Below are 12,952 nucleotides of genomic sequence, written 5' to 3' on the forward strand. Positions count from 1 at the left end.
AACCCCGCAGCCGCAGGGATTGACCCCCAACCCGCGGCGGGGTTCAGCACTTCGTATCAACGAATGTCCTGGGCTTTCCACCAGCCACAGAACTCATCGAGGGCCGTCCAGAGACTGACTTTCGGATCGTAGTCCAGATAATGCCGGGCGCGGCTGATGTCGAGGGTGAAATTTTTGTTCATCACCTGCATGCCCAGGCGCGACAAGGTCGGCTCGGGCCGTCCCGGCCAGAGTTTGCACGCGCCTTCGTTGAGCGCCGCCACACTGTAGGCCAGCCCGTAGGACCGGTACTTCGTGACCTGTGGGACTTCCATCTTGCGCATCACGTAATTGACCACATCCCACAACGGTACCGGCGCACCGTTGCTGATGTTGTAGGCCTTGCCCAGCGCCGAACCGGTCGCCAGCAGGCTGCTCAGCAACGCTTCGTTGAGATTGTGCACGCTGGTGAAGTCGACCTTGTTCAGGCCGTTGCCGATGATCGCCAGACGCCCCTTGCGCTGCATTTTCAGCAGGCGCGGGAAGATGCTCATGTCGCCGGCGCCGGTGACGAAACGCGGGCGCAGGGCCAGGGTTTCGAGGCCGAACTCCTGGGCGCCGAAGACTTTCTGCTCGGCCAGGTATTTGGTCGCCGCGTAGTGATGTTTGAAACGCTTGGGCACTTGTTCTTCAGTCAGGCCGAGGTGGTCGCGGCCGTCAAAATAGATCGACGGCGACGACAGATGCACCAGACGCCGCACCCGCTGTTTGAGGCAGGCTTCGACCACGTTCTCGGTGACCTGCACATTACCCTGATGAAAGTCCTGATAGCGCCCCCACAGCCCGACCGCGCCGGCGCAATGCACCACGGCTTCGACGTCGGTGCAGAGCGCACGCACCAGGTCCGGGTCGCTCAGGTCGCCCTGGACGAACTCGGCGCCGCGACGCACTAGATGCTCGACGCCTTCGGCCCGGCGGCCGTTGACCCGCACGTCCAGGCCCTGCTCCAGGGCAAAACGCGCAAAGCGTCCGCCAATGAAGCCGCTTGCGCCGGTGACCAGAATTTTCATGTAGAGCTCCAACAAAACCAGCTGCAAGCTTCAAGCTTCGAGCTGCAAGGTAAAAACAGTACGCAAGCGCTTTACTTGCCGCTTGCAGCTTGACGCTCGTAGCTGCTTTCAGGCCACCAGCCATTGCGACGACGAACGCACCAATTGCTCGGTCAACAACCCCAGCAACTGGCCGCCATTGCGCCAATGATGCCAGTACAACGGCACGTCGATCGGTTTATCTGGCAACAGCTCGCGCAACACGCCGCGTTCCAGTTGCTCGCGCACCTGTAATTCCGGTACCAGCCCCCAGCCGAGCCCGGCTTCGGTCAGGCGGATGAAACCTTCGGACGACGGGCACAAATGATGTTCGAAACCACCATCGACGCCGAGGGAAGCGAGATAACGATGTTGCAGAAAGTCGTCCGGGCCAAACACCAGCGCCGGGGTGCGCGGCAGTTGCTCGGCCCGCACGCCATCGGGGAAATGCCGCTCGATGAACGCCGGGCTGGCCAGCGCCCGATAACGCATGGCGCCGAGCAGCACGCTGCGGGCGCCCGCCACCGGCCGTTCGCTGGCGCACAGGCATGCGGCGACTTCACCGGCGCGCATGCGTTTGAGGCCGACGGTCTGGTCTTCGACGATCAGGTCCAGCAACAGGTGTTGTTCGGCGCAGAAGTCGCCCACGGCCTCGGCCCACCAGGTGGCGAGGCTGTCGGCGTTCAGGGCGATACGCAGCCGTTCCGGCAGGCCCTCTTCGTCCAGTGCCGGCACCAGCGTCTGCAGATCCCGTTCGAGCAGGCGCACCTGCTGCACATGGTTGAGCAGACGCCGGCCGATCTCGGTGGGTGACGGCGGTGTCCCGCGCACCAGCACCGGCTGACCGACCCGCGCTTCCAGCAGTTTGATCCGCTGGGAAATCGCCGATTGCGAAAGGCCCAGCACCTGCGCCGCCCGTTCGAATCCGGCCTGCTCGACCACGGCGGCCAGAGCGGAAAGCAATTTATAGTCGAACATCAGTTTTCCTAATGAGCGATCAGCACTATTGGTTTTTCTTATACAGCGTCTGCCCGGAGAATAGCCAGCAAGCACTCTTTATCAAGGACCACCCCCATGGCTGGCGAAACCTCGTTGTCCACCCTGCTGCGCAGCATGAGCCCGCAGCTCAATGCCGGCGAATATGTGTTCTGCACCTTGCGCGACGGGCAGTTGCCGAGCGGTCTGGAAGTTGTCGGAAGTTTCCGTGAGCAGGAAGGCCTGACGGTGATTCTCGAACGCTCCCACGCCGAACGCGCCGGTTTCAGCTTCGACTATGTCGCGGCCTGGATCACCTTGAACGTGCATTCGGCGCTGGAGGCGGTCGGACTGACCGCCGCATTCGCCACTGCACTGGGCAAGGCCGGTATCAGCTGCAACGTGATTGCCGGCTACTACCACGACCATTTGTTTGTCGGTCAGGCCGACGCTGAACGCGCCATGCAAGTGCTGCGCGATCTCGCAGCCAACGCGGAGTAATTGTCATGTGGCAAAGCTATACCAACGGCCTGCTGGTGGCCTTCGGGCTGATCATGGCGATCGGCACCCAGAATGCCTTTGTCCTCGCCCAGAGTCTGCGTCGTGAACACCACCTGCCGGTCGCCGCGCTGTGCGTCGCCTGCGATGCGTTACTTGTGGCGGCAGGCGTATTCGGACTGGCCACGGTGCTGGCGCAGAACCCGACGTTACTGGCGGTTGCCCGCTGGGGCGGCGCGGTGTTCCTGATCTGGTACGGCAGCCAGGCGTTGCGCCGGGCGTTTTCGAAACAGAGTCTGCAACAGGGTGAAAACCAGACCGTGCGCTCGTTGCGGGCGGTGATGCTCAGCGCGCTGGCGGTGACCTTGCTCAACCCGCACGTCTATCTGGACACCGTGCTGCTGATCGGCTCCCTCGGCGCGCAACAATCGGTGCCCGGCGCTTATGTCGTGGGCGCGGCGAGTGCTTCGCTGCTATGGTTTTTCACCCTGGCGTTCGGCGCGGCGTGGCTGGCACCGTGGCTGGCGCGGCCGGGCACCTGGCGAATTCTCGATCTGTTGGTGGCAGTGATGATGTTCACGGTAGCCGGGCAATTGATATTGGCTTCGTGATTTATTCCAAAAGGCTCTGGAACCTCTATCCCACACAGTTGTTGCGTGGTTATGCCGCACCCCCGGTGCTATGATCCGAACCCTGCGCCGCAAAGAGTAAAAACTCGCCGGTGCATTTCTGGCCGCCCGTGATCGGCCTTGCGCTCACCGCAACAGACCTGATTAGGAGAATCATCATGGCTTTCGAATTGCCGCCGCTGCCTTACGCACACGATGCCCTGCAGCCGCACATTTCCAAGGAAACCCTGGAATTCCACCACGACAAGCACCACAACACCTACGTCGTGAACCTGAACAACCTGGTGCCAGGCACCGAGTTCGAAGGCAAGACCCTGGAAGAGATCGTCAAGACTTCCTCGGGCGGCATCTTCAACAACGCCGCTCAGGTCTGGAACCACACCTTCTACTGGAACTGCCTGGCGCCAAACGCCGGCGGTCAACCAACCGGCGCACTGGCTGATGCCATCAACGCGGCGTTCGGTTCGTTCGACAAGTTCAAGGAAGAGTTCAGCAAAACCTCGATCGGCACCTTCGGTTCCGGCTGGGGCTGGCTGGTGAAAAAGGCTGACGGTTCCCTGGCCCTGGCCAGCACCATCGGCGCCGGCAACCCGCTGACCAGCGGCGACACCCCGCTGCTGACCTGCGACGTCTGGGAACACGCTTACTACATCGACTACCGTAACCTGCGTCCGAAGTACGTTGAAGCGTTCTGGAACCTGGTCAACTGGAAGTTCGTGGCCGAGCAGTTCGAAGGCAAGACCTTCACCGCTTAAGCTGCGCGCCAGACAAAAACCCGGCTATTGCCGGGTTTTTTTATATCTGTGCAATCAGGTCGGCGAATCCCGTCACAAACAAGGCCATTTCCCACACGCAAAGCAGCCCTTGCCCCCTTGCTCCCAAGCCACAGCGGACTAACATCAAACAGAGGAAAAATTGTCCGAAGCCCCTCAAGTTGGAGAGCAAAACTACCGACACAGTACAATCAGGGCAACTACTCCAGGCAGCCGCATTTCGGCCAAGGCCACGGACAAACTTTCCGCGGTTCGATTGTCCCTTTGACTGCCAACACGGGATTGCCAATACTCATGGCAACTTGACGCTACCCGCACGGAACAAGGAATAACCCTTTGAAGCTGGAACTCAAGAACAGCTTGTCGGTGAAGTTGCTCCGGGTCGTGCTCCTGTCGGCATTGATCGTCGGCGTGGTCTTGAGCTGCGCGCAGATTGTCTTCGATGCCTATAAAACCCGTCAGGCCGTCGCCGGCGATGCCGAACGCATCCTCGACATGTTCCGCGATCCCTCGACCCAGGCGGTCTACAGCCTGGACCGGGAAATGGGCATGCAGGTAATCGAAGGCCTGTTCCAGGACGACGCCGTGCGCCAGGCCTCCATCGGGCATCCCAACGAAGCGATGCTCGCGCAGAAATCCCGTGAATTGCAGCAATCCAGCAGCCGCTGGCTGACCGACCTGATCCTCGGCCAGGAACGAACCTTCACCACCCAATTGGTGGGGCGCGGTCCCTACAGCGAATATTACGGCGACCTGAGCATCACCCTCGACACCGCCACCTACGGCCAGGGTTTCATCGTCAGCTCGGTGATCATCTTCATTTCCGGCGTGTTGCGCGCCCTGGCCATGGGGCTGGTGTTGTATCTGGTCTATCACTGGCTGCTGACCAAACCCCTGTCGCGGATCATCGAGCACCTCACGGAAATCAACCCGGATCGCCCCAGCGAACACAAGATTCCGCAGCTCAAGGGTCACGAGAAAAACGAACTCGGGATCTGGATCAACACCGCCAACCAGTTGCTCGAATCCATCGAACGCAACACCCATCTGCGCCACGAAGCGGAAAACAGCCTGCTGCGCATGGCCCAATACGACTTTCTCACCGGTCTGCCGAACCGCCAGCAGTTGCAGCAGCAACTGGACAAGATTTTGGTGGATGCCGGCAAGCTGCAGCGCCGGGTCGCGGTGTTGTGCGTCGGGCTGGATGATTTCAAAGGCATCAACGAACAGTTCAGCTACCAGACCGGCGACCAGTTGCTGCTGGCCCTGGCGGATCGCCTGCGTGCCCACAGCGGACGCCTCGGCGCCCTCGCCCGACTGGGTGGCGACCAGTTCGCCCTGGTGCAGGCCGACATCGAGCAGCCTTACGAAGCTGCGGAACTGGCGCAAAGCATCCTCGACGACCTGGAAGCCCCGTTCGCCCTGGATCATCAAGAGATTCGCCTGCGCGCGACCATCGGCATCACCCTGTTCCCGGAGGATGGTGACAGCACCGAGAAGCTGTTGCAGAAAGCCGAGCAGACCATGACCCTGGCCAAGACCCGCTCGCGCAACCGCTATCAGTTCTATATCGCCAGCGTCGACAGCGAGATGCGCCGCCGTCGCGAGCTGGAAAAAGACCTGCGCGACGCCCTGCTGCGGGATCAGTTCTACCTCGTCTATCAACCACAGATCAGCTACCGCGATCACCGCGTGGTCGGCGTCGAGGCGCTGATTCGCTGGCAACACCCGGAGCACGGACTTGTGCCGCCGGACCTGTTCATTCCGCTGGCCGAACAGAACGGCACCATCATCGCCATCGGTGAGTGGGTGCTGGATCAGGCCTGCAAGCAACTGCGTGAATGGCACGATCAGGGTTTCGTCGACCTGCGCATGGCGGTCAACCTGTCCACCGTGCAACTGCACCACGCCGAGCTGCCGAGAGTGGTCAACAACCTGTTGCAGATGTACCGCCTGCCACCGCGCAGCCTGGAACTGGAAGTCACCGAAACCGGCCTGATGGAAGACATCAGCACCGCCGCCCAGCACTTGCTGAGCCTGCGCCGCTCCGGCGCACTGATCGCCATCGACGACTTCGGAACCGGCTATTCCTCGCTGAGTTATCTCAAGAGTCTGCCGCTGGACAAGATCAAGATCGACAAGAGCTTCGTCCAGGACCTGCTGGATGACGACGATGACGCGACTATCGTTCGCGCCATCATTCAACTGGGCAAGAGCCTGGGCATGCAGGTGATCGCCGAAGGCGTGGAAACCGCCGAACAGGAGACCTACATCATCTCCGAAGGCTGCCACGAAGGTCAGGGCTATCACTACAGCAAGCCGCTGCCGGCGCGGGAACTGAGCGTGTATCTCAAGCAGGCGCAACGCAGCAACGCCGCCATTCTCTGAAACCTCCGGCACAAGACTCCCCGCCACCGATACCGGGAAGAACCCACGCCGTTGATCCAGCGCAACCCCTGCGCAAACAGGAAATATTTCCAGCTACAACCCTTTACACATAATGCGAAAGATTTGCATTATGTCGCAGCTTTTGCGCACCCCCGCGCCTGTCCACTCAATTACCGAAGCAGGATGTTCGCCATGATTCGTATGCCTCTGGCTACCGCCAGTCTGCTGGCCATCGCCATTTCCCTCGCCGGTTGCGGCGAAGGTAAAGACAAGGCCGCCGCTCCAGCTGCGCCGACGCCAGCCGCCAGCACCGCCGCACCGGCGACGCCTGCCGCTGCCGGTAAAGTCGACGAAGCCGCTGCCAAGGCTGTGGTCGCGCACTACGCCGACATGGTCTTCGCCGTTTACAGCGATGCCGAATCCACCGCGAAAACCCTGCAGACCACTATCGACGCCTTCCTCGCCAAGCCGAACGCCGACACGCTGAAAGCCGCACGTGAAGCCTGGATCGCCGCCCGCGTTCCTTACCTGCAGAGCGAAGTGTTCCGCTTCGGCAACACCATCATCGACGACTGGGAAGGTCAGGTTAACTCCTGGCCTCTGGACGAGGGTCTGATCGACTACGTCGACAAATCCTACGAGCACGCCCTGGGCAACCCGGGCGCCACCGCCAACATCATCGCCAACACTGAAGTACAGGTCGGCGAAGACAAGGTCGACGTCAAGGACATCACTCCGGAAAAACTCGCCAGCCTGAACGAGCTGGGCGGTTCCGAAGCCAACGTTGCCACCGGCTACCACGCCATCGAATTCCTGCTCTGGGGCCAGGACCTGAACGGCACCGGCCCTGGCGCCGGCAACCGTCCGGCGTCGGACTACCTGGAAGGCGCCGGCGCTACCGGCGGTCACAACGATCGTCGTCGTGCCTACCTGAAAGCCGTGACCCAACTGCTGGTCAGCGACCTGGAAGAAATGGTCGGCAACTGGAAGCCGAACGTGGCCGACAACTACCGCGCCACCCTGGAAGCCGAACCGGCTGAAAGCGGCCTGCGCAAAATGCTGTTCGGCATGGGCAGCCTGTCCCTGGGCGAGCTGGCCGGCGAGCGCATGAAAGTGTCCCTGGAAGCGAACTCCCCGGAAGACGAACAGGACTGCTTCAGCGACAACACCCACAACTCGCACTTCTACGATGCCAAAGGCATTCGTAACGTCTATCTGGGCGAGTACACCCGCGTCGACGGCACCAAGATGACCGGCGCCAGCCTGTCGTCGCTGGTGGCCAAGGTTGACCCGGCTGCCGACACCGCTCTGAAAAACGATCTGGCCGCTACCGAAGCCAAGATCCAGGTCATGGTCGATCACGCCAACAAGGGTGAGCACTACGACCAGTTGATCGCCGCCGGCAACACCGCCGGTAACCAGATCGTCCGTGACGCCATCGCCTCGCTGGTCAAGCAGACCGGTTCGATCGAAGCGGCTGCCGGCAAACTGGGCATCAGCGACCTGAACCCGGACAACGCCGATCACGAGTTCTGATCATCGCTGTCTGACTGAACAAGGCGACCTTCGGGTCGCCTTGTTCGTTTCGGCCGGCCTGACTTGTATCAAGCAAACGATAATTCCTCTTATTCAAACCCCCTCGCCCTGTTAGACTTTGCGCCTTTATTTTTGCCCGTCCGCAGGAAGTCTGATGCCGTCGTTGCCTCTTCGCTTGTCCGCACTGTTTCTGGCCCTTGGCCTGAGTGCCTGCGATGACGCCCCGCGTTTCACCAAGGCCGAGCCCGGTGAAGCCCGCTCCGGCGGTGCCGCGACCGTGCGCAAGACCGATCAGAATTCATTTTCCCTGCCCTCGGCCAACCTGCCACCTTCGCGCCGGGTGGACTTCAGCGTCGGCAACAGTTTCTTTCGCAGCCCCTGGGTGATCGCGCCGTCGACCACCACCGCCCGCGATGGCCTCGGCCCGTTGTTCAACACCAACGCCTGTCAGGGCTGCCACATCAAGGACGGTCGCGGCCATCCACCGCCCCCGGATGCGCCGAACGCCGTATCGATGCTGGTGCGTCTGTCGATTCCCGATGCGCCGCAGTACGCCAGATTGATCGAGCAGGTCGGTGTGGTGCCGGAGCCAGTCTACGGCGGACAGTTCCAGGACATGGCCGTGCCTGGCGTCGCGCCGGAAGGCAAGGTGCGGGTCGATTACACGCCGGTGCCGGTGCGTTTCAAGGACGGCACCGAAGTCGAACTGCGCAAACCGGTGTTGCAGTTCTCTCAGCTTGGCTATGGCCCGATGCACCCGGACACCCGTTTCTCCGCACGGGTTGCTCCGCCGATGATCGGCCTGGGCCTACTCGAAGCGATCCCCGAAGAAGCCATCCTCGCCAACGCCACCGCGCAGGCCAAAGAGAACAACGGCATCAACGGCCGGCCCAACCGGGTCTGGGACGACGCGCAGCAAAAGACCGTGATGGGCCGATTTGGCTGGAAAGCCGGGCAACCGAACCTCAATCAACAAAATGTTCACGCGTTTTCTGGTGATATGGGCCTCACCACGAGCCTGAGACCGTTTGATGACTGCACCGACGCGCAAATCGCCTGCAAACAGGCGCCCAATGGCAACGGCCCGGACGGCGAACCTGAAGTCAGCGACAACATCCTGCGCCTGGTGCTGTTCTACACCCGCAACCTCGCCGTTCCCGCACGCCGTGGCGTCAACGATGCTCAGGTGCTGGCCGGCAAGAATCTGTTTTTCCAGGCGGGGTGCCAGTCCTGTCACACGCCGAAATACACCACCGCCGCCAACGCGGCCGAACCTGAACTGGCCAATCAAGTGATTCGCCCGTACAGCGATCTGCTGCTGCATGACATGGGTGAAGGCCTGGCCGACAACCGCAGCGAGTTCCAGGCCAGCGGCCGCGACTGGCGCACCCCGCCGTTGTGGGGCATCGGTCTGACACAGGCAGTCAGCGGTCACACCCAGTTTCTGCACGACGGCCGCGCCCGCAACCTGCTCGAAGCCGTGCTCTGGCATGGCGGCGAAGCCCGGGCGGCGCAGCAACAGGTTTTGTCTTTCAATGCCGAGCAGCGTGCCGCGCTGCTGGCGTTCTTGAATTCACTTTAAACACTTAAAAGAATCGGGAGCCCGACATGTTCCGTCCCAAGCTGTTGTTCACCAGCCTTGCCGCACTGGCCCTCGGCGCCTGCTCACCGCAGGATCCGCAAGCCGTCACCTCGGCCGCCATCGCCAAATCGGTGATCCTGCCGACCTACACCCGCTGGGTCGAAGCCGACCGGCAACTGGCCGTCAGCGCCCTCGCCTACTGCCAGGGCAAGGAAAACCTGGAGACCGCCCGCGCCGACTTCCTGCACGCGCAGAAAGCCTGGGCCGAACTGCAACCGCTGCTGATCGGCCCGCTGTCCGAGGGCAACCGTTCGTGGCAGGTGCAGTTCTGGCCGGACAAGAAGAACCTCGTCGGCCGTCAGGTCGAGCAACTGGTCACCGCCCAGCCGCAGATCGACGCCGCCGCCCTGGCCAAGTCCAGCGTTGTGGTGCAAGGCCTGTCGGCCTACGAATACATCCTGTTCGACGCCAAGCCTGACGTGGCCAACGACGAACAGAAAGCCAAATACTGCCCGTTGCTGGTAGCCATCGGCGAACGCCAGAAACAACTGGCCGAAGAGATTCTGAGCAACTGGAACAACAACGACGGCATGCTCGCGCAGATGAGCAAGTTCCCCAACCAGCGCTACGCCGACTCCCACGAAGCGATCGCCGATCTGCTGCGGGTACAGGTCACCGCCCTCGACACCCTGAAGAAAAAACTCGGCACCCCGATGGGCCGCCAGAGCAAAGGCGTGCCGCAACCGTTCCAGGCCGATGCATGGCGCAGCCAGTCGTCGCTGACGGCGATGGAAGCCAGCCTCGCCGCCGCCAAGACCGTGTGGGAAGGCGTCGACAACAAAGGCCTGCGCGGCTTGCTGCCGGCCGAGCAGAAACCGTTGGCGGACAAGATCGATGCGGCGTACGCAGCCTCGCTCAAACTGTTTGGCAGCACTCAGCGCTCGCTGACCGAAATGCTCGAAGACGACGCCGGTCGCCAGCAACTCAACGACATCTACGACAGCCTCAACGTCGTCCATCGCCTGCACGAAGGCGAACTGGCCAAGGCGCTGGGCATCCAACTGGGCTTCAACGCCAACGACGGTGACTGATGAGGGCAACTGCCATGCTGCGACGCCAGGCTCTGACTTTAGGTAGTTTGCTGCTGGGAGCAGTGACACTGGGCGGCTGGACGCTGTTCAAGCGCAAGGATCAGAGCCCGCTGCTGCTGTCGGCGCGGGACGATACCGACGGCAAGCACTACGCCGTCGGTTATCGGCTGGACGGCACCCGGGTGTTCGCCACCGAAGTCGGTCAGCGCTGCCACGACATCATCAATCACCCGACGCTGCCGATCGCGCTGTTCGTTGCCCGGCGCCCGGGCACCGAGAGCTACCTGATCGACCTGCGCGACGGTGCGTTGCTGCAGACCGTGACCTCGCAGCCGAACCGGCATTTCTACGGCCACGCGGTGATCCATCACAGCGGCGATTACCTGTACGCCACCGAAAACGACACCACCGATCCGGGACGTGGCTTGCTCGGGGTGTACAAGTTCGAGGGTGAACGGCTGGTACACAGCGGCGAGATTTCCACCCACGGTCTCGGCCCGCATCAAGTGTCATGGATGCCTGACGGCGAAACGCTGGTGGTGGCCAACGGCGGGATTCGCACCGAGGCCGAAAGCCGGGTCGACATGAACCTCGACGCTATGGAACCAAGCCTGGTGTTGATGCAGCGCGACGGCACTCTGCTGAGCAAGGAAACCCTCGCCCAGCAGATGAACAGCGTGCGCCACCTGGGCATCGCCAGCGATGGCACCATCGTCGCCGGCCAGCAATTCATGGGACCTTCCCAGGAGCGTTCCGAGCTGCTGGCGATCAAGCGTCCGGGCCAGCCGTTCGAGGCGTTCCCGGTGCCGGAGCATCAGTTGCAGTCGATGGGGCACTACACCGCCAGCGTCGCCGTGCACAGCGATCTGCGTCTGGTGGCACTGACCGCACCGCGTGGCAACCGCTTCTTCATCTGGGATCTGGACAGCGGCGAAGTGCGCCTCGACGCACCGTTGCCCGACTGCGCCGGTGTCGGTGCGGTGAAGGACGGCTTTGTCGTGACCTCGGGGCAAGGACGTTGCCGCTACTACGATTGCCGCCAGGATGAACTGCTGGCCAAACCGCTGGATCTGCCCGCAGGGCTCTGGGACAACCATCTGCACCTGATGGCCTGAAAATCGCCGCCGGCCGTTCGGTCGGCGGTTCTCCCCACTTCCACCTTATCCCCTCATACCCTGTAAAAACTGGCAGTTGGAATCCCTGCCGGAGTCGGGGTAATGTTCCCGCCTGTCTCGCCTGATTTTCTCCAAGGAACTGGAATATGCTGCGTCGCCGCATGCTGATCATGTTGGGTGTTGTACTGCTGATCGTTCTGCTTCTCGCCGGTTACAAGGCCTTCTCGATCTACACGATGATCCAGGGCTTTGCCAAACCGAAACCGCCGATCAGTGTCGCCGTGGCCACAGCCGCCGAGCGCCCGTGGCAGATGCGCCTGCCTACCGTCGGCACGCTCAAGGCGCTCCAAGGGGTCGAGCTGAGCCTGGAAGTCGCCGGCACCGTGACCGAGCTGAAGTTCGAATCAGGCCAGAAGGTCAAGGCCGGGCAACCGTTGCTGCAACTCGACAGCGCCGTCGAATCCGCCTTGCTGGAAACCGCCAAGGCCGACCTTGGCCTGGCGCAACTGGACTTCGGCCGCGGCAGCCAACTGGTGGGCAGCAGCGCGATTTCCAAGGGCGAGTTCGACCGGCTCTCGGCGGTGCTGCAAAAGAACCGCGCCACGGTCAATCAGCTCAATGCGTCGCTGGCGAAAAAACGCATCGTCGCACCGTTCAGCGGCACCATCGGCATCCGTCAGGTCGACATCGGCGACTACCTCGCCAGCGGCACGAAAATCGCCACCCTGCAGGATCTGAGCAGCCTCTACGCCGACTTCTATGTGCCCGAACAATCAGTGCCGAAACTGGCCATCGGCCAACCGGTGCAGATTTCGGTAGCCGCGTATCCCGGCCAGAATTTTCCCGGCGCCATCAGCGCGATCAACCCGATTGTCGAAAGCACCACCCGCAACATTCTGGTTCGCGCGACGCTGGCCAACCCTGACGGCAAGCTGCTGCCGGGCATGTTCGCCAGCCTTGAAGTGCTGCTGCCGGATCCGCAGAAACACATCGTCGTACCGGAAAGTGCGATCACCTACACCCTCTACGGCAACTCGATCTACGTGGTCGGGCAGAAAAAGGCCGAGGACGGCAGCGTCGAGAAAGACGACAAGGGCCAGCCGGTGCTGATCGCCGAGCGTCGTTTCATTGAAACCGGTGAGCGCCGCGAAGGCCTGGTGATGATCAACAAGGGCGTGCAGAGCGGCGAGCAAGTGGTGACGGCCGGCCAGATCAAACTGGACAACGGCGCCCACATCGCCATCAGCGAAGACAAGACCCTCGGCGAGCAGAACAGTCCGCGCCGCGCCGACTGATCA

At 62.0% G+C, this 12,952-nt stretch carries 11 protein-coding genes; 9 read left to right on the top strand and 2 right to left on the bottom strand.

What is annotated here, in order from left to right; all coding sequences use genetic code 11:
- Positions 1–56 precede the first annotated feature (56 nt).
- Positions 57–1,049 (bottom strand): NAD-dependent epimerase/dehydratase family protein, encoded by a 993-nt coding sequence (locus DLD99_RS22650; RefSeq protein ID WP_114885168.1) that lies wholly within the window; start codon positions 1,047–1,049, stop codon positions 57–59.
- 108 nt (positions 1,050–1,157) lie between these two features.
- Complete coding sequence (locus DLD99_RS22655; protein ID WP_114885171.1) at positions 1,158–2,045, bottom strand: LysR family transcriptional regulator ArgP; 888 nt, start codon at positions 2,043–2,045, stop codon at positions 1,158–1,160.
- A 96-nt stretch (positions 2,046–2,141) separates the two neighbouring features.
- On the opposite strand from DLD99_RS22655, the gene DLD99_RS22660 reads away from it, so the two are divergent.
- The 9 genes from DLD99_RS22660 (at position 2,142) to DLD99_RS22700 (ending at position 12,949) form a co-directional block, all read left to right on the top strand.
- Positions 2,142–2,543 (top strand): ACT domain-containing protein, encoded by a 402-nt coding sequence (locus tag DLD99_RS22660; RefSeq protein ID WP_114885172.1) that lies wholly within the window; start codon positions 2,142–2,144, stop codon positions 2,541–2,543.
- Positions 2,544–2,548: 5 nt separating this feature from the next.
- Entirely contained in the window at positions 2,549–3,151 is a 603-nt protein-coding gene (locus tag DLD99_RS22665; RefSeq protein ID WP_085709557.1) for a LysE/ArgO family amino acid transporter, read from the top strand.
- Positions 3,152–3,327: 176 nt separating this feature from the next.
- Positions 3,328–3,924, top strand: a complete 597-nt coding sequence (locus DLD99_RS22670) for a superoxide dismutase (protein WP_016773431.1) — start codon at positions 3,328–3,330, stop codon at positions 3,922–3,924.
- A 354-nt stretch (positions 3,925–4,278) separates the two neighbouring features.
- Positions 4,279–6,330, top strand: coding sequence for a putative bifunctional diguanylate cyclase/phosphodiesterase (locus DLD99_RS22675; protein ID WP_085709556.1), 2,052 nt, complete (start codon positions 4,279–4,281; stop codon positions 6,328–6,330).
- Between the two features lie 192 nt (positions 6,331–6,522).
- Entirely contained in the window at positions 6,523–7,866 is a 1,344-nt protein-coding gene (locus tag DLD99_RS22680) for an imelysin family protein (protein WP_114885174.1), read from the top strand.
- A gap of 154 nt (positions 7,867–8,020) precedes the next feature.
- Positions 8,021–9,448, top strand: a complete 1,428-nt coding sequence (locus DLD99_RS22685; RefSeq protein WP_085709554.1) for a di-heme oxidoreductase family protein — start codon at positions 8,021–8,023, stop codon at positions 9,446–9,448.
- A 26-nt stretch (positions 9,449–9,474) separates the two neighbouring features.
- Positions 9,475–10,539: an imelysin family protein gene (locus DLD99_RS22690; protein WP_114885176.1), complete on the top strand. Its 1,065-nt coding sequence runs from the start codon at positions 9,475–9,477 to the stop codon at positions 10,537–10,539.
- A 14-nt stretch (positions 10,540–10,553) separates the two neighbouring features.
- The gene (locus DLD99_RS22695) at positions 10,554–11,654 is read left to right on the top strand and encodes a DUF1513 domain-containing protein (RefSeq protein ID WP_114885178.1); all 1,101 of its coding nucleotides are present in this window, start codon (positions 10,554–10,556) and stop codon (positions 11,652–11,654) included.
- Positions 11,655–11,800: 146 nt separating this feature from the next.
- Positions 11,801–12,949 carry an efflux RND transporter periplasmic adaptor subunit gene (locus DLD99_RS22700; protein WP_114885180.1) on the top strand — a complete coding sequence of 383 codons (1,149 nt, stop codon included), beginning with the start codon at positions 11,801–11,803 and terminating at the stop codon, positions 12,947–12,949.
- The last annotated feature ends 3 nt before the right edge of the window (positions 12,950–12,952 follow it).

This window comes from Pseudomonas kribbensis (assembly GCF_003352185.1).
Lineage (GTDB): Bacteria > Pseudomonadota > Gammaproteobacteria > Pseudomonadales > Pseudomonadaceae > Aquipseudomonas > Aquipseudomonas kribbensis.